This window comes from Hymenobacter guriensis (assembly GCF_015773195.1).
GTDB classification, from domain to species: Bacteria; Bacteroidota; Bacteroidia; order Cytophagales; family Hymenobacteraceae; genus Hymenobacter; species Hymenobacter guriensis.
In genome coordinates this window covers 317,285-337,509 of the sequence record NZ_JADWYK010000004.1, presented here as the reverse complement: position 1 = coordinate 337,509, position 20,225 = coordinate 317,285, and the positions used below count along the sequence as shown (strand labels likewise).

The 20,225-nt window shown below is 59.4% G+C and carries 17 protein-coding genes; 11 read left to right on the top strand and 6 right to left on the bottom strand.

Annotation, left to right across the window (positions count from 1 at the left end; translation table 11 throughout):
- The first annotated feature begins 268 nt into the window (after positions 1-268).
- From I5L79_RS09450 to I5L79_RS09425, 6 genes are all read left to right on the top strand, one after another.
- Positions 269-1,219, top strand: a complete 951-nt coding sequence (locus I5L79_RS09450; RefSeq protein WP_196954784.1) for a bifunctional helix-turn-helix transcriptional regulator/GNAT family N-acetyltransferase — start codon at positions 269-271, stop codon at positions 1,217-1,219.
- A gap of 109 nt (positions 1,220-1,328) precedes the next feature.
- Positions 1,329-3,929 (top strand): TonB-dependent receptor, encoded by a 2,601-nt coding sequence (locus I5L79_RS09445; RefSeq protein ID WP_196954783.1) that lies wholly within the window; start codon positions 1,329-1,331, stop codon positions 3,927-3,929.
- Between the two features lie 31 nt (positions 3,930-3,960).
- Positions 3,961-4,614, top strand: coding sequence for a Crp/Fnr family transcriptional regulator (locus I5L79_RS09440; RefSeq protein ID WP_231403004.1), 654 nt, complete (start codon positions 3,961-3,963; stop codon positions 4,612-4,614).
- A 340-nt stretch (positions 4,615-4,954) separates the two neighbouring features.
- Positions 4,955-5,476, top strand: a complete 522-nt coding sequence (locus tag I5L79_RS09435; protein ID WP_196954781.1) for a (2Fe-2S)-binding protein — start codon at positions 4,955-4,957, stop codon at positions 5,474-5,476.
- Positions 5,477-5,572: 96 nt separating this feature from the next.
- Positions 5,573-6,595: an FAD binding domain-containing protein gene (locus I5L79_RS09430; protein WP_196954780.1), complete on the top strand. Its 1,023-nt coding sequence runs from the start codon at positions 5,573-5,575 to the stop codon at positions 6,593-6,595.
- Entirely contained in the window at positions 6,592-8,826 is a 2,235-nt protein-coding gene (locus I5L79_RS09425; protein WP_196954779.1) for a xanthine dehydrogenase family protein molybdopterin-binding subunit, read from the top strand. The genes I5L79_RS09430 and I5L79_RS09425 overlap by 4 nt, the downstream gene beginning before the upstream one ends.
- A 98-nt stretch (positions 8,827-8,924) precedes the next feature.
- On the opposite strand, the gene I5L79_RS09420 is transcribed toward I5L79_RS09425, so the two are convergent.
- Complete coding sequence (locus I5L79_RS09420) at positions 8,925-9,644, bottom strand: DoxX family protein (RefSeq protein ID WP_196954778.1); 720 nt, start codon at positions 9,642-9,644, stop codon at positions 8,925-8,927.
- Positions 9,645-9,831: 187 nt separating this feature from the next.
- Entirely contained in the window at positions 9,832-10,170 is a 339-nt protein-coding gene (locus I5L79_RS09415) for a potassium transporter KefB (RefSeq protein WP_196954777.1), read from the bottom strand.
- Positions 10,171-10,542: 372 nt separating this feature from the next.
- Between I5L79_RS09415 and ygiD the strand changes: the two genes are divergently transcribed.
- Positions 10,543-11,376, top strand: coding sequence for a 4,5-DOPA-extradiol-dioxygenase (gene ygiD / locus I5L79_RS09410; protein WP_196954776.1), 834 nt, complete (start codon positions 10,543-10,545; stop codon positions 11,374-11,376).
- 162 nt (positions 11,377-11,538) lie between these two features.
- Here ygiD and I5L79_RS09405 read toward each other — a convergent pair whose 3' ends face one another.
- The 3 genes from I5L79_RS09405 to I5L79_RS09395 form a co-directional block, all read right to left on the bottom strand.
- Positions 11,539-12,417: a DNA/RNA non-specific endonuclease gene (locus tag I5L79_RS09405; RefSeq protein WP_196954775.1), complete on the bottom strand. Its 879-nt coding sequence runs from the start codon at positions 12,415-12,417 to the stop codon at positions 11,539-11,541.
- A gap of 36 nt (positions 12,418-12,453) precedes the next feature.
- Positions 12,454-12,786: a hypothetical protein gene (locus tag I5L79_RS09400; RefSeq protein ID WP_196954774.1), complete on the bottom strand. Its 333-nt coding sequence runs from the start codon at positions 12,784-12,786 to the stop codon at positions 12,454-12,456.
- A gap of 83 nt (positions 12,787-12,869) precedes the next feature.
- On the bottom strand, positions 12,870-13,139 hold the full coding sequence (locus I5L79_RS09395; RefSeq protein WP_196954773.1) for a hypothetical protein: 270 nt from the start codon (positions 13,137-13,139) through the stop codon (positions 12,870-12,872).
- A 288-nt stretch (positions 13,140-13,427) separates the two neighbouring features.
- Here I5L79_RS09395 and gyrB point away from each other — a divergent pair, with 288 nt between their 5' ends.
- From gyrB to ppk1, 3 genes are all read left to right on the top strand, one after another.
- On the top strand, positions 13,428-15,404 hold the full coding sequence (gyrB, locus tag I5L79_RS09390) for a DNA topoisomerase (ATP-hydrolyzing) subunit B (RefSeq protein WP_196954772.1): 1,977 nt from the start codon (positions 13,428-13,430) through the stop codon (positions 15,402-15,404).
- A 128-nt stretch (positions 15,405-15,532) separates the two neighbouring features.
- On the top strand, positions 15,533-15,922 hold the full coding sequence (locus I5L79_RS09385; protein ID WP_231403003.1) for a RidA family protein: 390 nt from the start codon (positions 15,533-15,535) through the stop codon (positions 15,920-15,922).
- Between the two features lie 47 nt (positions 15,923-15,969).
- A complete protein-coding gene (gene ppk1 / locus I5L79_RS09380) occupies positions 15,970-18,258 on the top strand; it encodes a polyphosphate kinase 1 (RefSeq protein ID WP_196954771.1) in 2,289 nt (762 codons plus the stop codon).
- Positions 18,259-18,467: 209 nt separating this feature from the next.
- Here ppk1 and I5L79_RS09375 read toward each other — a convergent pair whose 3' ends face one another.
- Positions 18,468-19,460, bottom strand: a complete 993-nt coding sequence (locus I5L79_RS09375) for a Ppx/GppA phosphatase family protein (RefSeq protein ID WP_231403002.1) — start codon at positions 19,458-19,460, stop codon at positions 18,468-18,470.
- A gap of 273 nt (positions 19,461-19,733) precedes the next feature.
- Between I5L79_RS09375 and I5L79_RS09370 the strand changes: the two genes are divergently transcribed.
- Positions 19,734-20,174, top strand: a complete 441-nt coding sequence (locus I5L79_RS09370; protein WP_196954770.1) for a hypothetical protein — start codon at positions 19,734-19,736, stop codon at positions 20,172-20,174.
- The last annotated feature ends 51 nt before the right edge of the window (positions 20,175-20,225 follow it).

The following is a 20,225-nucleotide window of genomic DNA, read 5'->3' as shown; positions in this document are numbered from 1 at the left end:
TGCCTAACCCAAACAGCAGAAAACCGGGGCGCAGCCGCTACAATTTCAAACTCCAGGCTACCTCGTCATTTACTGCCCGAAAAACGGTGTCACTTCATCTTTCCCTTCCGCCTTTGCTGGACAGAAGCGTGGCGGCAGGTCTGAAGGTCAGCAATTGATCCAGGGGTTTCGGGCTGCAGAACCACTTTGCCTTTGCTAAGAAATAAGCAAGTTTTAACTATGTCAGGATACCTGTAAGTGCTTACGTAAATGTTTTTACATTTGCCGAATGAATTTCTTCGCCAAAGTTGGCCCCGCCGCGCTGGGAAGCCGGTTGCGCCGGTTGAATGACCTGATGACTTCCCAGGCCGCGGAGGTGTACGCCAGCTACCAGGTACCCTTCGAGCCCCGGTGGTTTCCGGTGTTCTGGAGTGTAGCAGCCGATTCCACTCGCCACGTGAGCGACATTGCCGAGCAAATCGGCCAAACCCACGCCGCCGTTAGTCAGGTAGTGAAAGACCTCATGAAACATGGTTTGGTGGAGGTGCAGCGCGGCGAAACCGACCAACGCCGCAGCATCATTGCCCTCACCGACAAAGGCGCCAGCTTGTGGCCGGCCCTGCAGGAGCAAACCGCCGATGTGCGCCAGGCTACTGAAGCCCTGCTGGCTGAAACCCGCCACAATTTGTGGCTGGCCATTGAAGAGGTGGAGTACGCCCTGTCGCGCCAGAGCCTGGCCAGCCGGGTGAAAGCCATGCGCAGTGAGCGGCTGGGCAGCGAAGTGCGCATCCTTGACTACGAGCCCCGATACCAGCCCGACTTCAAACAGCTGAACCTGACCTGGATTGAGCAGTACTTCCGCGTGGAAGAGCCCGACCTGCTTGCCCTGGACCATCCCGATACGTACATTCTGGAGAAGGGCGGGCACATTCTGCTGGCCGCGTACCAAAACCGGATAGTAGGCGCCTGTGCTTTGCTTTGGATGGAAGATGACACGTACGAGCTGGCAAAAATGGCCGTAGCGCCCACCGCCCAGGGTCTGGGTATCGGGTTTCGGCTGGGCGAAGCCGCCATTGCCAAAGCCCGGATGCTGGGGGCGCGGCGGCTGTACCTGGAAAGCAACACCAAGCTCAAGCCCGCCATTCAGCTCTACCACAAGCTGGGCTTCCAGAAAACCGTGGCGGGGCAGCCTTCCCCTTACGAGCGGTGCAACATCCAGATGGAGCTGTTGCTGTCGTAGATAGGACGACGGAAGGCTGATCAGGAAACAGAGGTAACGCATTCAGGCAAACCATTGGCCGGGTTGCCCGTTATGTTTGCGAGAATACGACGAAGCCCCTATTTGCTTAATGGCCAACGCTACTTCGCCTTTCCGTTGGCTTGCCCTGGCGGCGGTTCTGCCGGCCCAAGTCGCTACGGCCCAAACAAGGTCAGCAGTACCCGATACCACCCAGCTGCGGGAAGTCGTAATTACGGCTTCGAAAGTGGAGGAAAGCATTCTGCAGTCGCCGGTGACGGTGGAGAAGCTCAGTGCCCGACAGCTGCAGATTACGCCCGCGCCCTCTTTTTTTGATGCCTTAGAGCATGTGAAGGGCGTGCAGGTGATTACGCCCAGCCTGGGTTTCAAGGTAATAAATGCCAGGGGCTTCAGCAATACCACCAACGTGCGCTTTGCCCAACTGGTTGACGGTATTGATAACCAGGCGCCCCACATTGGCGGGCCCATTGGCAACGTGCTGGGGCCAAGTGACCTGGACATTGGAGCGGTGGAGATAGTGCCGGGCACAGCGGCCGCACTGTACGGGCTGAACGCCATCAACGGACTGGCTAATTTCAGCACTAGAAACCCGTTTCTAAGCGAAGGGCTGAGCGTGCAGCAAAAATCCGGGCTGAACCACGTGGGTGACCCGGCAACTGGCGTGCGTTTGTTCTCCGAAACCAGCCTGCGTTACGCCAAGGTCCTGGGTACGAAGTGGGCCCTCAAGGTAAATAGCACCTACCTGCGCGGCTACGACTGGGTGGCCCGCGACCTGACCGACCTCAACCCCAAGGGCAATGCCACCACCGGTCTGCTGGGCCCCGACAACCCGGCCCGCGACCCGGTGAGCAGCTATGGAAATGAGTCATCTAACCGCTCGACCCTCACGCTGGGTGGCAAAAGCTACCAGGTGGCCCACACCGGCTACCTGGAGCAGGATGTGGTGGACTACCGCCTCCAGACGCTCCGCTACGACGCGGCGCTGTACTACAAAATGACGGATAAAGCTGAACTGGCCTACACTTACCGGGGCAGCCAATTCGACAATGTGTACCAGCGCAGCAACCGGTTTCGGCTCGAAAACTACCACCTGCAGCAGCACGCTCTCCAACTCACGGGGCCCGTGGTACAGGCCCGGGCCTACTTCACCCGGGAAAACACCGGCCGCAGCTACAACCTGCGCTCCGCCGCCGAAAACCTGGACCGCAGCTTCAAGCCCGATAACTCGTGGAACCAGGACTATGCCGCCGCCTGGAACCAGGCCGTGGCAGATGGCCAGACCGTAGCCCAGGCCCACGCTACGGCCCGCACCGCCGCCGATGCGGGCCGCCTGCAGCCCGGCACGCCGGAGTTCAAACAGCGCCTGCGGGAGCTGACCGACATTAATAATTGGGACCAAGGGGCGGCCCTGCGCGTACAAGCTGATCTATTGCACCTGGAGGGCCAAATGAACCTCGGTAGCGCCTTGCGCCGCTGGGGGCGTAAGGCGCTACCGGCCTGGGCCGACGTATTGCTGGGCCTTGCCCACCGCACGTATTTCATTCAGCCCGACGGCAACTACTTCATCAACCCCGAGCAAGGGGAGGACCCGTACAGTACGCTTACCTACGGCAAAACAGGGGGCTTTGCCCAAGCCGGAGCCCGACTCTGGGAGGAGAAGATTCGGCTGACGGCTACGCTGCGGGCTGATAAGAACGATTACTTTCACACCCTTTTCAACCCGCGCCTGACGGCGGCGTACTCGCCCACCCAGCGCCATCACTTCCGACTAAGCTATCAGAGCGGCTACCGGTTCCCAAGCTTGTTTGAGGGGTTTTCCAACGTGAACAGCGGGCAGGTGAAGCGCATCGGGGGGCTACGGGTGATGTCGGATGGAGTGTTTGAGGCCAGCTACCTGCGCAGCTCCATCGACGCCTTCAACGCGGCCGTAACCCGCGACGTGAACACCGGGGGCCTGTCGCGCGGCCAGGCCATAAGCAAAAACCAGGGCACGCTGCAAAAGAACCCTTACACCTACCTGCAGCCCGAATTCATCAAGTCCTGGGAGGCGGGCTACAAGGCGGCTCTGCTGCCCGGCGGGCGCCTGCTAGTCGACGTGGACTTCTACGCCAACACCTACCGCGACTTTATTGCCCAGGTAGAAGCCTACGTGCCCCTCAATGCCGCCGGCCAGCCGATGACCCCCGGGGCCGACCAAAACACCGTGGCTACTGCTTTGAGCGCCCGCGCCGGCCAGGCCCGATACCGCCTCTGGACTAACTCGCGCAGCCGGGTGCACAACTACGGCGGCTCACTGGGGTTGCGCATGGAGGTAGGCGGCAGTTACCTGGCCGGGGCCAGCGCCACCTATGCCCGTCTGCGCCGCACTGAGTCGGGCGACGGGCTAGAGGACGGCTTCAACACGCCCCCCTGGGCTGCTAATCTGAGCCTGGGCAACGAAAATGTGGGCAAGCATATTGGCTTTGGCCTCAACTACCACTGGCAGCAGCGCTACTATTCCCAAACGTTCCTGGTGAGCGGCTACGTGCCCGTTTACGGCACCCTCGACGCCCAGCTCAGCTACCGTCTGCCCACACTTAACCTGCGCTTCAAGCTGGGCGCCAGCAACGTACTCAACCACTATTACGTGAGTTACCTCGGCGGACCTAGCGTGGGCGGGTTGTATTACCTGCAGCTGACACACGGTTTATAGAGACGCTATATCTTGCGGCTTGCCGTTGCTGATGTTGATTACCACGGCGCGGTTTCGGCCGTTCAACGACGAGACGCTACTATGCGTCCCTACTCCGTTTTGCTCCATGCTCGATGCCCTCCGCGCTTATTTCCGTGACAAACTCCCGCTCACCGAAACTCAACTCAACGAACTGACGGGGCTGCTTACCCCGCGCCAGCTGGCGAAAGGCGAGGTTCTGGGGCGGCAGGGCGAGACGGCGCGCTACGGGGCCTTTGTGGTGCGCGGCTGCCTGCGCAGCTACGTCACGGACGAGCGCCAGAAGGAACACATCCTGCAATTCGCTCCCGAAAACTGGTGGATTGCCGATCAGCACAGTATCCGCCGCCACGAGCCCGCGCTGTTTGCCATTGATGCGCTGGAAGACTCCGAGGTACTGCTCTTTGGCGCCGGGTTCTACGCGCAGCTTTCTGCCTTTGGGCCGGCGTTCCAGGCGTTTTTCTACGAACTGCTGCAACGCAGCCTGGCAGCTATGCAGCGGCGGCTGATTGGCGTGCTCAGCGTCCCGGCCGAAACCCGTTATCAGGAGTTTCTGCAGCTGTATCCTACGCTGGCCCAGCGGCTGCCCCAGCGTCATATTGCGGCCTACCTAGGCATCACACCCGAATCCCTGAGCCGCATCCGGGCTGAGCGGGCCAAAGGCTAGCCGGCCGGTTAAATCCCGAGGCTGTTGCTGTACCAACCGGCCGGCGGCTGATTGCACATATGAGCCCGGGCACTGGCTAGTCGTGTCTAAGCGAATATAACGTAAGCCGGAAGCGGGCTTCCAGCAGTGTCGAAGCGCGGTCCGGAGAAATTTAGAAAGAATATGGTTAAAGGCTAAATAACCTAAGTGGTAGTCCCTCGCGGCCGGTTGAGATTGAATATAGGATTATAGAAGGGAAAAATCGGGCCAGGAGCATAACGTGCGCCGGTGGAACCCCGTAAGCCAAAGCAACTGCCCGTGTTGCAGCGCCAGCCCTTCATCCACAACCAGCTTTCTTTCTATGCCTCAGCAACCGACCAACGCACCGGCCCGCGCCGGCGGGGTGGCCGTGCCGCCGTCTGCCGGCCCGGTTCATCTCACCATCAACGGCCAGCAGCATACCCTCCAGCTTGCTCCCTGGACCACCCTGCTCGACGCCCTGCGCGAATACCTCAACCTTACCGGCACCAAGAAAGGCTGCGACCATGGCCAGTGCGGGGCCTGCACGGTGCTGATCGATGGTAAGCGCATCAACAGCTGCCTGTCGCTGGCGGTGATGCACGAGGGCGAGGAAATTACGACCATAGAAGGCCTGGGCACCACCGAAAGCCTGCACCCCCTGCAGCAGGCCTTCATCGACCACGACGCCTTCCAGTGCGGCTACTGCACGCCCGGCCAGATCTGCTCGGCCCAGGGCCTCATCAACGAAGGCAAGGCCCGCACGGAAGATGAAATTCGGGAGCTGATGAGCGGCAACCTCTGCCGCTGTGGGGCTTACATAGGCATTCTGAATGCCGTGAAGGAAGTTGTGGAAAAAAAGTAGTGAGTAGTAGGTATTGAGTAGTAAGACCTTACATCTGGCTGCTACTCTAATCCATTATATGCTCAGTACCAATTACTCACTACTCAATACTAACACATGAACCCATTCACCTACCACCGCGCCACGGCCGTCGATGATGCCGTGCGTGATAAGGCCGGGCACAGCAACGCTGCCTACATCGGGGGCGGCACCAACCTCATCGATTTGATGAAGGAAAACGTGGAGCGCCCCACCCACCTCGTGAGCGTGGGCAAGCTGCCGCTGGCCGCCATTGAAAATCTGCCCGACGGCGGCCTGCGCCTGGGTGCTACCGCCACCAACGCCGACACGGCCTGGAATGACGAGGTGAAAAGCCGTTACCCGCTGCTGAACCAAGCCATTCTGGCCGGGGCCTCGCCGCAACTGCGCAACATGGCCACCAACGGCGGTAATCTCCTGCAGCGCACCCGCTGCTACTACTTCTACGACCTGGCCACGCCCTGCAATAAGCGGGAGCCCGGCTCGGGCTGCTCGGCCATTGGCGGCTACAACCGCATCCACGCCATTCTGGGCACCAGCGAGGCGTGCATTGCCACCCACCCCTCGGACATGTGCGTGGCCCTGGCCGCGCTGGCTCCTACGGTGCGCGTAAGCGGGCCAGGTGGGGAGCGGAGCATTGCCTTCGAGGAATTCCACCGCCTGCCCGGCGACCAGCCTGAAAAAGACAACACCCTGGAGCCCGGCGAGCTGATTGTCAGCCTCGATTTACCTGCCAAGAGCTTCGAGAAGAATTTCAGCTACCTGAAGCTGCGCGACCGGAGCAGCTACGCCTTTGCCCTGATATCGGTGGCGGCGGCCCTGGAGCTCGAAGGGAATACCATTACGGATGCCCGCCTGGCCTTGGGCGGCGTGGCCCACAAGCCCTGGCGCGACCAGGAGGCCGAAAATATGCTCAAAGGCCAGCCTGCCACCGCCGAAACCTTTGCCCGCGTGGCCGCCAAAGTGCTGGAAAACGCGCAGGGCCAGGGCTCCAACAACTTCAAGATTGAGCTGGCCCGGCGTGCCATTGTGCGGGCACTCCGGCAGGCCGCCGAAGGCTCGCAAACCGCATCCGACGTCTTTCTAAACTCGAATCCATGAGCACGACCAACCACATAGGCAAGCCCACCAGCCGCGTTGATGGTCCGGCGAAAGTAACCGGCGCGGCCAGGTACTCGGCCGAGTACAACGTGCCCGGCCTGACCTACGGCTGGGTGGTCAGCAGCCCCATTGCCAAGGGCAAAATCACCAGAGTCCACGCCGACGAGGTGCTGGCGCTGCCCGGCGTGCTCCAGGTTTTCTCCCACGAAAACGTGCCTTCCCTGGCCTGGTTTGACCGGAGCTACAAGGACGACGTAGCCCCCGGCGGCTCGCCTTTCCGACCCCTGCACGATAACGAGGTAAAGTTCAGCCAGCAGCCCGTGGCTCTGGTGGTAGCCGAAAGCCTTGAGGTGGCCCGCTACGCGGCTTCCCTGCTACGCCTGGAGTATGAAGAGGACAAGCACGAAACCGACCTCGAAACCAAGCGCGACGAGGGCTTTGAGCCGGGCCGCGGCAAAACCGGCTGGATGCCCCCGCCGCCGCCCCGCGGCAACCCCGACAAAGCCTGGGAAGAAGCCCCGCACCGCATGGAGGCCGAGTACGTGCATGGCGCCCAGCACCACAACCCCATGGAACTGTTTGCCACCACGGCCGAGTACCATGCCGACGGCAAAATCACGGCCTACGACAAAACCCAGGGCGTATATAACGTGCAGCAGTACCTTACCAAAATCTTTGGGCTGAAGAAGGACGACTGCCGGGTGGTAAATGAGTACATGGGCGGGGGCTTCGGCGCGGGTTTGCGGCCCCAGTACCAGGTGTTTCTGGCCGTGCTGGCCGCCCTGGAGCTCAAACGCTCAGTGCGCGTCACGCTCACCCGCCAGCAGATGTTTTCCTTTGGGCACCGCCCCCACACCCTGCAGTACCTCAAGCTGGGCACCAACGCCGATGGCACCCTGGCGGCCCTGCAACACCACGCCCTGCATGAAACCTCCCAGTTTGAGGACTACACCGAAAACGTGGTGAACTGGAGCGGCATGCTCTACCAGTGCGACAACGTAAAGCTGGGCTACCAGCTGGCCAAGCTCGACGTGTACACGCCCCTGGATATGCGCGCCCCCGGGGCCGCTACCGGCTCCATCGGGCTGGAAATAGCCATGGATGAAATGGCGTATGCCGCTGGTCTTGACCCGCTGGAGTTCCGCCTGCGCAACTACGCCGAGCAGGACCAGAACCTGAAAAAGCCTTTCTCCAGCAAGAAGCTGCGCGACTGCTACCACCAGGGCGCGGCCAGGTTTGGCTGGGAAAAGCGCACCCAGGCGCCCCGCTCCATGCGCGACGACGCCGGCAAGCTAATAGGCTGGGGAATTGGCGGCGGCGTGTGGGATGCCACCCAGCAGAAGTCCGCCGCGAAGGCCAGCATCACCGCCGACGGGCACCTGACGGTATCCAGTGCGGCCGGTGAAAACGGCACCGGCACCTACACCATCATGACGCAGATTGCAGCCGAAACGCTGGGCCTGCCCATCGAAGCCGTCACCTTCAAGCTCGGCGATACCGACCTGCCCGAGGCCCCGGTACAAGGCGGTTCCTGGACGGCGGCCTCGGTGGGTACGGCCGTGAAGAACACCTGCGAGGCCCTGGGTGAAAAGCTGCTCAAGCTGGCGCAGAAGATGGAAGGCTCGCCCCTCAAAGGTGCTAAGCTGGAAGACGTGGAGTTTGTGAACGGCCAGATCCGCCTGCGCACCGACGCCAGCCAGGCCGTAGTGCTGCGCGACGTGCTACAGGCCAGCGGCGAAACCAAGGTGGAAGCCGATAGCTCGGCCATGCCCGATATGCTCAAGCAGCAGCCCTACTCCATGCACTCCCACAACGTGGTGTTTGCGGAGGTGAAGGTGGATGAGGAGTTGGGCACCGTGCACGTAACGCGGGTGGTCAACGCCGTGGCGGCCGGCCATATTCTCAACCTCAAAACTGCCCGCTCACAGGTGCTGGGTTCCATGGTGTGGGGCATCAGTGCGGCGCTGATGGAGGAAACGGTGATGGACCACAAGTTCGGCCGCTACATGAACCACAACTACGCCGAGTACCACGTGCCCGTCAACGCCGATATCCACGACCTCGACGTGCTGTTTGTGGAGGAGGAAGACGACATTGTGAACCCACTGGGCGTGAAAGGCATTGGCGAGGTTGGCCTGCTAGGCGTAGCCGCTGCCATTGCCAATGCCGTGTACCACGCCACCGGCAAGCGCGTGCGCGACCTGCCCATAATGATTGACAAGCTGCTGTAGCCCTTGCAATTTGTCTTCACAGAAAACGCCCCGGAGTCAGCTGACTTCGGGGCGTTTTGTTGTTTGCTGCGCGCCTCTTTTACCGACGGCTCTGGGCTCTACGGAGCTTTTACGGCATCATCAGGCGCCTGTTCGTATTCAGCCAGGGACTCGTCCAGCGGCCGGCCCTGCTTATGAATACAGGCGCAGAATGCATAGCCGGCGGTGGTGCGGTTGCTGCCTTTAAACTGCGCCTTGCACTCTGACATCATGTTGTAGGGCTTCACATCGAACGAGTTTATACCTACCACTACCAGCGCTACGGCAGCCGCTACTCCCGTGAAGAAAGCAACCGGGAACTTGTGGCTGGTTGGCTGCGGCGTCAGGGCTGCGGGCGGATAATTGAAGGGGAGAATATACTTCAGCCTATCGTAGTACCAGCCCAGCAGATACAAATTGGCCAGCACCATCAGTGGGGAAGTAAGCAGCGACCCATCAAACCGCACGGCCAGCGACAGGATGCAGATGTTCAGGATAATAGGAAAATAAAGGACCGCTCCGAGAGGGGCCGTCCAGGGCAGCAGCAGCAGAATAGCAGCAGTCATTTGCACCACGCCGATAAAGGGATAGTAATAGCCGGTGTGGGACAATGCTTCCAGGTAATGGCCCATAGGGTGGTTATCGGACAAAACAGTAAACCGCTCACCCATAATCTTCACGAACCCCGACGGAATAAACCCGGCCGCCAGGGCCACCCGGTTGAAAACCGCGAAATACTGCAGCCAGCGGTTTTGCTTTGCCTGCGCATGCAGGCGGTCCAGAGCAGATGACAGACTCATATATAAATTGTAGAAGTACTGAGCCGAAGCTTTCAGGCCGATGATTGATGACTGGAATGCAGAAGCGCCGCGCCACCGCTGGAGCCTATAGTGAAGCTTGGAGGCTGGCTAAGACTTGACGGGATGGGTGCGCCCTATATTGTCATGCAGCGGCACCCGCGGATGGCCCACAATGCCAAGCCGGGGATTAGTCCCAGAGGCCCGTAAAGGCGAATGCCGCCACCAGGCTCACCCACAAACCCACGAAATAGACCAAAATGCTGATGCCGTTGGCTGCCAGCTTCTGCCAGCTGCCCTGGTAGCGCAGATAGTCCATCAGATGGTAGACGATGCCGCCGAATGCCCCGGCCACCGGAACCGTGAGTAGGGGCAGAACCGTCCACAAACCAAAGGGCATGTTGGCCCCACGGGCAAAAACAGTCATAAAAACAACTACCAGTCCGAACGCCAGCCCCGCGCCCTGCAGGATGCGTTTGCCCAGGGAAGCAGGATGCAGGCTTTGCGGAAATTCAGATGAACCAGTCATGACGTAGAAGTGGGAGGTAAGTGAATAAAAGAACTTTGAATTGCAAAGTAAACGAGAAAAATTGAAAAAGGATAAACTCAGGAGAGAAATAAACTTTTCGACGTAGGGAATAGAGGCTTGTCGTGGGGTACCACTTACATTCCAGGGGCTATCCACCATTCAGCTCTACGGCCCCCTAACGCTGGACGTAGTTGGTTGGGTGGTCTGGCTGTCGGGTAGGAGCCTGGGCCCGATACTCCAGGGGGCATTTCTTATCCTATATCAAGGCGGGGCAGCAACTGCCGGGGTAGCTTTGTAGTTGCTATCTTACTGCTCATACGCCGCGCCGCCGCATGCTTCAACCACCTGCGCCGCAGCCCTTTGCTTTTCGCCATGAACTCTCTGCAAGACCTCCACAATACCGCCAGCGGCTTCCAGAAAACCGCCAAGATGCCCGTGCTTTTCGTCGGGCACGGCTCGCCCATGAATGCCCTGGCCGATAACCCGTTCACCCAAACCCTGCACCAGCTGGGCCTGGATATCCGTAACCGACAGCCCCCGCGGGCCATTCTAGTGGTATCGGCGCACTGGCTTACGCGCGGCACCTTCGTGGCCGTGAATGAGCGGCCCGAAACCATCCACGACTTCGGGGGCTTCCCGCAGGAGCTGTTCGACATGCAGTACCCCGCGCCCGGTGCGCCCGACGTGGCAAAAGAAGTTCTGGCCGCCCTGCCCGACGCCCACCCGACCGATGAGTGGGGACTCGACCACGGCTCCTGGACGGTGCTGCACCACCTGTTTCCCGAGGCCGATATTCCGGTATTCCAGCTCAGCATCGACTACTACAAGCCCATAACCTACCACGCCGAGCTTTCCCGGCAGCTGCAGTTTCTGCGCCGCCGCGGCGTGCTCATTCTGGGCAGCGGCAACATCGTGCACAACCTGCGCCAGAGCATGCCCAAGCTCATGCAGGACGATGCCACGCCTTACGCCTGGGCACAGGAATTCGATGAGTGGGCCAAGGCTAAAATAAACCAGCGCGACCTTCTGGCCCTAGCCCACTACCAGCAGGCCGGCGCCAGCGGCCCGCTTTCCGTGCCCACCCCCGACCATTACATCCCGATGCTCTACAGCTTGGCCCTGGCCGAGCCCGACGACGCCATCCGCCACGCCTACGAGGAGGTAAGCTACGGCGGCATGAGTATGCGCACGTTTGTGGTAGGGTAGGCGGGGCTAAATTCCGGTTTATAAGCCTCGCGGCGCTGCTATTACCTGCTGCTGGGTATTTTGCGGAGTGCCAGCAGGCAACACTTAGAATAGAAACGCAGCTATTTAGTATGGGTATTGCCCATGCTAAATAGCTGCGTTTCTGTTGTTTATCAGGGTGCCTTAATTCGTGGCTCCCTTATCTGTCTGGGCCTCTACCGTTGCCTGCACGGCCGAAGGAACAGTCGAAAGCAGATCGAGCCCGGTAGCCGCCTCAATGGCGTCGACGCTGGTGCGGTACTGGCCCCAGGCCTGGCTCAGGCTGTTGTCGTTGGGCGTATCCACGGCAATGATGCGGGTAGCAGAGCCGACGCGGGCCGCGTCGTTGTCGCCCACAGGAAGCACCACAATCACCTTCCACACCCGTGCAGGCACGGTCACGCGTCCATTGTCTACCGTATTGGCTGCCCCTTTCGAGCCCACGCCGCCCTTGCCGTAGCTGCCCATGATGACGTAGAGCTCATTGCCAGCGCGCACCAGGGTTCGGCAGTAGCTTTCCAGGTCGGCCCAGGTTTGCTGGTTGTTGTTGGGGGCCTGCGGTAGCATGTTGGTCATCAGGAAAGTGGCCGAGTTGTCGGGCACGGTGCTGGTGCGGTCGGCTGAAGGGCAGTTGTGGCCCCGGTCGAAGCCCGAGCCGGAGTAGCTGGTGGCCTGCACCTGATACCAGCCAGCGGGCAGGGTGTTGTCGGCGCGAAAGTCATCCTGTCGGTCGGCCGAGCCCAGCCAGAAAGAGGCAATACGCCAGCTCACCCAGTTGGGGATGCCCCGGTCGCGGTGGTAGCTCAGCGCATACTGAGGCTTTACCAGCAGATAGTTGGTGGGCTGGTTTACATCGGCCGTGGCGCCGCTGGGGTTGCCCATCGTCAGCAGGTTGTCGTCATCGACGGATAAAGCAACCGGTGGGGTAGGCGCCGGGTCGTCGTATGGTTCCTTGATGCAGCCGGAAAAGAGGAAAGAAAAAGCCAGCAGAGCGCCGACAAGGTACTGCGCACGATAGTTCATGCTACAAAGATACCGTGCTGTCCGCGTTCCAACGGGCTACTTCACCATCAGGCTGCGTACCTCGCCGGTTTGCTTGCTCACTTCAAAGGCGGCTTTGTTGGGCATCCGGCCGGCCCAGTCGGTGCGGGGCACCAGCACCTGCCACTGCGTATCCACATCCACCACGCTGGCCGAATCGAGCTGATACAGGGCCGGATTGGGTTGGGCGGCCACAAATTGGGCTACGGCGGCCCGAGCTTCGGCTTCCGTCTGGGCGGAGGTAGCAGCAGCCTCCGTAGCGGCAATTGTCTGGGTATCGGCAGCGGGTTGCTGGCAGCTGTTCAGCAAACTGGCGGCACTGCAAAGGGTAAGCAGAAGAAAAGTGCGCATTGGCTGTAAAAACAGGCCGCGCGACAGTCAGCAGCCCAGGAAAGCTACAAACCGCCACGCGGCGCTTTTGAAAAATGGAAAAATTAATTCAGGTACACTTCCGCCGCTATTTCAAAGCGGTGGGGGCTGAAGGCGTTGAAGTACGGGGCATTGCCTTCAAAGCCCAGTACATGTACTAGTTCCAGCCCTTCTACCTTGCTGGGAACCAGCCGGACGGGGTAAATTTTGCCTTCTTCCGGCCAGTCGCCTATGTGGTTGGCGGGGCGGTTGGAGGCGTCGATGCAGTAGGCATAATGCAGCACGGGCTCCGTGCGCGTAGCCTCGCTCAGCGAAAGGTTGGCAACTTCAGGCATAGGACTACAAAACAGCAGTTTTCGAAATTGGTTCGGGCGGCCTGTCCGGCAGTGTTTCTACGTGTGCCGGGCAGCAAGGTAGACAAGCTACTGAAAAGGCCGGAATATTTGTTTTTCCGGCCCGAATTATAACCGTCGGGAAGTGCCTGCTCAGGCTGCCGTACGGCGGAGTTTGTGAGCCAAGAAATACCCCGCCAAAAGAAGCCAAAACCGCGCGTATGCTGGCAAAAACCAGATAAAATAGGTATCTTTGTAGATACCTAAGTTAGGCTGAATTAACTGCGTCACATGAGTGAAACACAAGAGATAATCGGTACTTCGGACTACTCCGCGGATAGTATTCAGGTGCTCGAAGGGCTCGAAGCGGTGCGCAAGCGCCCTTCCATGTACATCGGCGACACCGGCGTGAAAGGTCTGCACCATCTGGTGTGGGAGGTAGTCGATAACTCCATTGATGAGGCCCTGGCCGGACAGTGCGACCGGATTGAGGTGACCATCCACCCCGGCAACGCCATTTCGGTACAGGACAACGGCCGCGGTATCCCCGTCGGCATCAACCAGAAGTTTGGCAAATCAGCCCTCGAAATAGCCCTCACTGTGCTCCACGCCGGTGGCAAATTCGATAAGAACAGCTACAAAACCTCCGGCGGCCTGCACGGCGTGGGCGTGAGCTGCGTGAATGCGCTCAGCACCCACACCCACGTCACGGTAAAGCGCGACGGCCACATCTACGAGCAGGAGTACACCATCGGCGTGCCCCAGTACGACGTGCGCGAGATTGGCGATACCACCGACCGGGGCACGCTGGTGTGGTTCCAGCCCGACCCCACCATCTTCGACGAGACGCTCGTGTATTCCTACGAGCGGATTGCCACCCGTCTGCGCGAGCTGGCTTACCTGAACCGCGGCATCCGCATCGTCCTCCAGGACCTGCGCACGCCCGCCGATGGGGGCGAGGAGCAGCGCGACGAGTTCTACTCCCAGGGCGGCGTGGCCGAGTACGTACAGTACCTCGACAGCAGCCGCACCGTGCTCATGACCAAGCCTGTGTACGTGGCTACCGAGCGTGGCATTCCGGTGGAAGTGGCTTTCCAGTACAACGACTCGTATCAGGAGCATATCTTCTCCTACGTCAACAACATCAACACCCACGAGGGCGGCACCCACGTAGCAGGCTTCCGCTCAGCTATTACCCGGGTGCTGAAAGCCTACGCCGAGAAGTCGGGCGAGGTGGCCAAGGCTAAAATCGAAATCCAGGGCGACGACTTCCGCGAGGGCCTCACCGCCGTTATTTCGGTGAAAGTAGCCGAGCCCAAATTCGAAGGCCAGACCAAAGGCAAGCTGGGCAACTCCGAAGTAAGCGGCGCGGTGAACACTGTGGTGGGCGAAATTCTGAACCAGTACTTGGAGGAAAACCCCAAGGAAGCCCGCGTTATCGTGGAAAAGGTGATTCTGGCCGCTAAGGCCCGGGTAGCCGCCAAGAAAGCCCGCGAGATGGTGCAGCGCAAAACCGTGCTGGGCTCCAACTCCCTGCCCGGCAAGCTGGCCGACTGCTCGGAATCGGACCCGGCCATCTGCGAGCTGTATCTAGTAGAAGGTGACTCGGCCGGTGGCACCGCCAAGCAGGGCCGCAACCGCGCGTTCCAGGCCATTCTGCCGCTGCGGGGTAAGATCCTGAACGTGGAGAAAGCCCAGGAGCACCGCATCTACGAAAACGAGGAAATCCGCAACATGATTACGGCCCTCGGCGTGAGCTTTGAGAAGAAGACCGACGAGGACGACGGCAGTAGCTCCCGCTCCCTGAACCTGGACAAGCTGCGCTACCACAAAATCGTCATCATGACGGACGCCGACATCGACGGCTCGCACATCCGTACGCTGATACTCACGTTCTTCTTCCGCTACATGCCGGAGCTGATCGAGAAAGGCTACATCTACATTGCGCTGCCCCCGCTGTATCTGGTGAAGCGCGGCAAAGAGGAGCGTTACTGCTGGACCGAGGATGACCGCACGAAAGCCCAGGAAGAACTCGGCCGTGGCCGCCCCGAAACCGTGGGCGTACAACGCTATAAGGGCCTGGGTGAAATGAACGCCGAGCAGCTCTGGGAAACCACCATGCAGCCCGCTACCCGTTCGCTAAAGCGTGTTGATGTAGACTCGGCCGTGGAAGCCGACCACCTCTTTTCCATGCTCATGGGCGACGAAGTAGCCCCCCGCCGGGACTTTATCGAGAAAAATGCCAAGTACGCTAAAGTCGACGTGTAAGCGTTTTCAACAATAAAAAAGCCCGCCACCAGCGGGCTTTTTTATTGGGCATGCCGAGTAAAATGCAGCCTTCCGCCCGGCATTGAGCGGAGCCGGCGCACGGCGTTCATTTGTAAGTAAGAAAAATAATGCGACAGAATATTTCTTCCGGCGCCCCCTGGGAGTCCATTGTGGGCTACTCACGGGCCGTGCGCGTAGGCAACGTAGTAGAAGTAGCCGGCACCACCGCCCAGGATGGTGACTCCGTGGCCGGCGGCGACGCCTACCGGCAAACTGTGCGAATTCTCGAAAAAATAGAGGCTGCTCTTGCGCAGGCCGGGGCCGCCATGACGGATGTGGTGCGCACGCGCATCTACGTCACGGATATTTCGCAGTGGGAGGCCGTGGGCCGGGCGCACGGGGAAGTTTTCGGGCAAATCCGGCCGGTTACTTCCATGGTGGAGGTGCGCGCCCTTATCGACGACCGGCTGCTGGTCGAAATGGAAGCCACGGCCATTATTTCCCCGGCCCAAGCCTAGCTGCGCAGCCTCTGTCCTGCGTATCTTACTCCGTCTTTACTCTCGCTATGAAACTTTTCAAGTCCGCCGACCTCATCCGGAAAAGCAAATACATCAGCCGCGACCTAAGCTGGCTGCGATTCAACTACCGTGTACTCGACCAAGCTAAGGACGCCAGCAAGTCCCTGTTCGACCGGCTGCGGTTCCTGAGCATCACCAGTTCCAACCTCGACGAGTTCTTCATGATCCGGGTGGGGTCGCTCTACAACTATATCGATTACGGCAAGGAGCGGGTAGACTACTCCGGACTGCGCGAGCTGCCTTTCCGGCGCAAGCTGCTCGACTTTGCCCACCGCTTCATCAACGACCAGTCGCTCACATACCACTACGAGCTGAAACCGCAGTTTGAGCGCCACGGCTTCAATATTCTGCGGATGGAGGAACTTACGGAGCTGGAGCTGAAGAAAGCCGAGGGCTACTTCAAGCATACCGTGTTTCCGCTGCTCACGCCCATGGTGTACGACTCCTACCACGGCTTCCCGCTGATGATGAACCAGATGCTCATCTTTGGGGTCGTCACGCGCACGGGCACCGATACAGAGGCCGAGAAAGGGCAGGAGCGCCTCACCTTCGTGCAGATTCCGCAGAACCTGTCGCGCTTTTTCGAGCTCACGCGCAAGGACAAAGTTATCTTCGTGCCCATCGAGGAAATCGTGCGGGCCAACCTGCCCAAGCTGTTCCGCAACATCGACATCGTCTCGGCCAACCTCTTCCGCATCACCCGCAACGGCGACTTCACCCTGGAGGAGTCGGAAGACATCGACGTAGACTTCATCAAGGAAATTCAGGTAGGCCTGAAGACGCGCAAAAAGGGCCGCGTGGTGCGCCTGGAAGTGGAGCAGGATGCCTCGCCGGTGCTCATGAACGTGCTGAAGGACCGTTGGAAGATTGACAACGGCAACGTGTTCGTCATCAACTCGCTGTTGGATATGCGCGGGCTCACGCATATTCTGAAGCACCCGAACTTCCGCGGCAAAGGCTCACGGATGCCTTCGCCCGTGACGCCGCTAAGCCTGCCCGATGGGGCCGAGGACAACCTCTTCGAGTACCTCAAGCACCACGATGTGCTGCTACACCATCCCTACAACTCCATTGAGCCGGTGGTGCGGCTGCTGGAGCAGGCCGCCGAAGACCCCCACGTGCTGGGCATCAAGCAAACCATCTACCGCCTGGCCGACGACTCGCGGGTGTCGGCCGCGCTGCTGAAAGCCGCCGAAAACGGCAAGCACGTATCAGTGCTGTTTGAGGTGAAGGCCCGCTTTGATGAGGAGCGTAACATCCGGGAAGGCTCCCGCCTGGAAAAGGCCGGCTGCTTCGTCATCTACGGGGTGGGCAAGTACAAGACCCACACCAAGATGCTGATGATTATCCGCAAGGAAGGGGAGAAGGTGACGCGCTACGTGCACATCGGCTCGGGCAACTACAACGAGCAGACTTCCCGCCTCTACACCGACGTAAGCCTGCTCACTACCAACGACGTGTACGGCCATGACGTGTCGGAATTCTTCAACGTAATTACCGGCCACTCCCAGCCCGACGGCTACGAGTATCTGATTACGGCGCCCAAGGATATGCGTCAGCAGCTGATTCACCTGATCCGGGAGGAAGCCAAAAACGCCAAGAAAGGTCTGCCCAGCGGCATCATCATGAAGATGAACTCCCTGGAAGACAAGGAGGTCATCGACGAGTTCTACAAAGCCTCGAAGGCAGGCGTATCCATCCGGCTGATTGTGCGCGGCATTTGCTGCCTGCGCCCGGGCCGGCCCGGCCTCAGCGACAATATCGAGGTGCGCAGCATTGTGGGCGAGTACCTGGAGCACGCGCGCCTGTTCTACTTCCACCAGGCCGGGCAGCCGGAGGTGTACGCCGGCTCCGCCGACGTAATGGTGCGCTCCTTCGACCGGCGTATTGAGGCCCTGTTCCGCATTGTGAACCCGCAACTCACGCGCGAGGCCATCAACATTCTGTATTTCAACCTGAAGGACAACCAGAACACTTACATCATGCGCGAAGACGGGGCCTACGTGCGCCGCCAGCCCGGCCCCGACGAGGTGCCTTTCAACGTGCACAAGGAATTCTACCAGAAAAACTTCGGGGTAGTGGCCGAGAGCCTGCTGCACCAGGAGTATCTGGCTACGCTGGCCGCCTCGCAGCCGGTGGTAGAAGAGGTGTCAGCCGTGATTATGGCTGCTGAGGAAGACGCCGAGGAACAGCCTACCGACTTCTGTACCCCAGTAGATACTGGTGAGGATGAGACGGAGTTGCCGATTTCGCTACCGGTTTCAGCTGGGCAGTAGGCATCTCACTTGGCCCCGCTGGCCTCACCCCTGGCCCCTCTCCCGTGGAGAGGGGAGCCTGACGAAACAAGACCTCGGCTTACCAGCCGAGGTCTTGTCGTATTAATGCATAGATGCACTACCATCAGTTGCGCCAGGCAGCGCGACTGGCTCCCCTCTCCACGGGACAGGGGCCGGGGGTGAGGCCAGCGGCACCAGGGGCGAGGCTCTTACTCTACGTCCGTGGGGCGGCTTTGCACACTTAGCTGCGGACTCCCGGGCCTGTGGTTGTCTTTGGGGCGGAACTCCTCGAAGTGGTCTTCGAACAGGGCTTGCAGCATACCGTCTTTCAGGCCGATATCGGGTACAATCATAGAGTGGATGTTGGCCCACTGCATGGCCGAGAGGTAGATGTGGCCGGCGGGCACGATAACATCGGCGCGGTCGGGGTTGAGCATGGCCACGTTCACGCGCTCATCCATACTCAGGCTGGTGAGGTGGTCGAGGATGGTAGCAATGCGGGCGCGCGTCACGGGCTTGTCGAGCTGAGGTTGGGCCAGGCTGTAGAGCTTGTTGATGTTGCCGCCGGTGCCGATAGCGCGGGTGACGTGGTAGCGGCGGCCGTTTTCGGTTACCCAGTCTTCCATGCGCTGCCAGGTTTCACGCATGGCCTCGGTGCTGAGGCCGGCTTCTTCCTGCTGCATACGCCGGATGGAGCCCACCTCAAACGACTGTGAAGCCACTTTGCGACGGTCGTGGTAGATGTTGAACTCGGTGCTGCCCCCACCCACGTCGATGTGGAGATAGTGCTTCTTGTCTTCGAGCAGGTGCTCAATCACCCGGTTGATGTAGGCTGCTTCATCCTGACCGTCAATTACCTGGACCTTCATGCCCAACTCCTGTTGGATGCGGTCGGCCACTTCCTGGCCGTTTTCGGCGGTGCGCATGGCGGAGGTGGCGCACACTAGGTAGTGATTGGGCGCCACGTCGTGTACCTCCATCAGCAGCTTCAGCGCGTGCAGGAACTTGATGAACTTATCCTGTTTTTTCTCCGAAATCCGACCGGTGGCAAACACATCCTCGCCTAGGCGCAAGGGGTAGCGCACGTACTCCACCCGCTTGAGCCGGTACCGCTCGCCATAGTGGAGCACTGCCGAAATCTGGCAGCGCACCGCATTTGATCCAATATCGATGGCAGCCAGTTTCAGCAGGGGATAATCCATAGGAGTTGGTTAGGGGAGGAAGTGCGGTTTATAAACAAATATAGCCGTTTGTGCTAACCCTAGAGGCCGGTAGAATTACTATTTAGCGGGCAGAAAGCAAAAAAGCCCCGCAAATAGCAGGGCGTTTCTCGGTAGCAGGCGCAGCAAATATCACTGGTCGATCAGAAAGTAAGACATACTGTCGAAGAACATAGACCTTTGAAAGCAGTGTTTTTTCTTTCTTTGAAAAAGAGGACTTACGCTGAGCTTTTCTTCCGGAATGATATACCCTGTATGAAGACGAAACTATTTGTTGCCGTCATGCCGCTTGGGTTGTGCGCCTGCGTGTATGACCCGCCTCAGCCATCCGTCCAGCTGATTAACTGCTCTGGTCAGCCTGCAACGCTTGAGTTATACTTCGATACAGCCACATATAAGAGTCAGTGGGATAAGCACCAATTTCGCCTGTTTTTGACGGATAACTATGGCTATTCTTATCCTGGGCCTGAAACTAAGCTGGTATCTTCCGATACGATAAACCTAGTACAGCAGTACTCCATCCCGGTTAAATCAACTTTCTCAATCAGCGGCTGGGGCGATAGAAACAAACCAGTGCTTTACCGCAAAATGCGGATTATAAGCCGGACTGACACCGTGGTATATACCGACCTGGAACAACTAAAAAAAGCGTTTACCAGAGTCAGCGAATTCAGGAACAAGCTCGAAATACGTTGACGTCTGTGTTGCGGTGCATTGACCTTAAGTAGATAAAAATGGAATACTTGT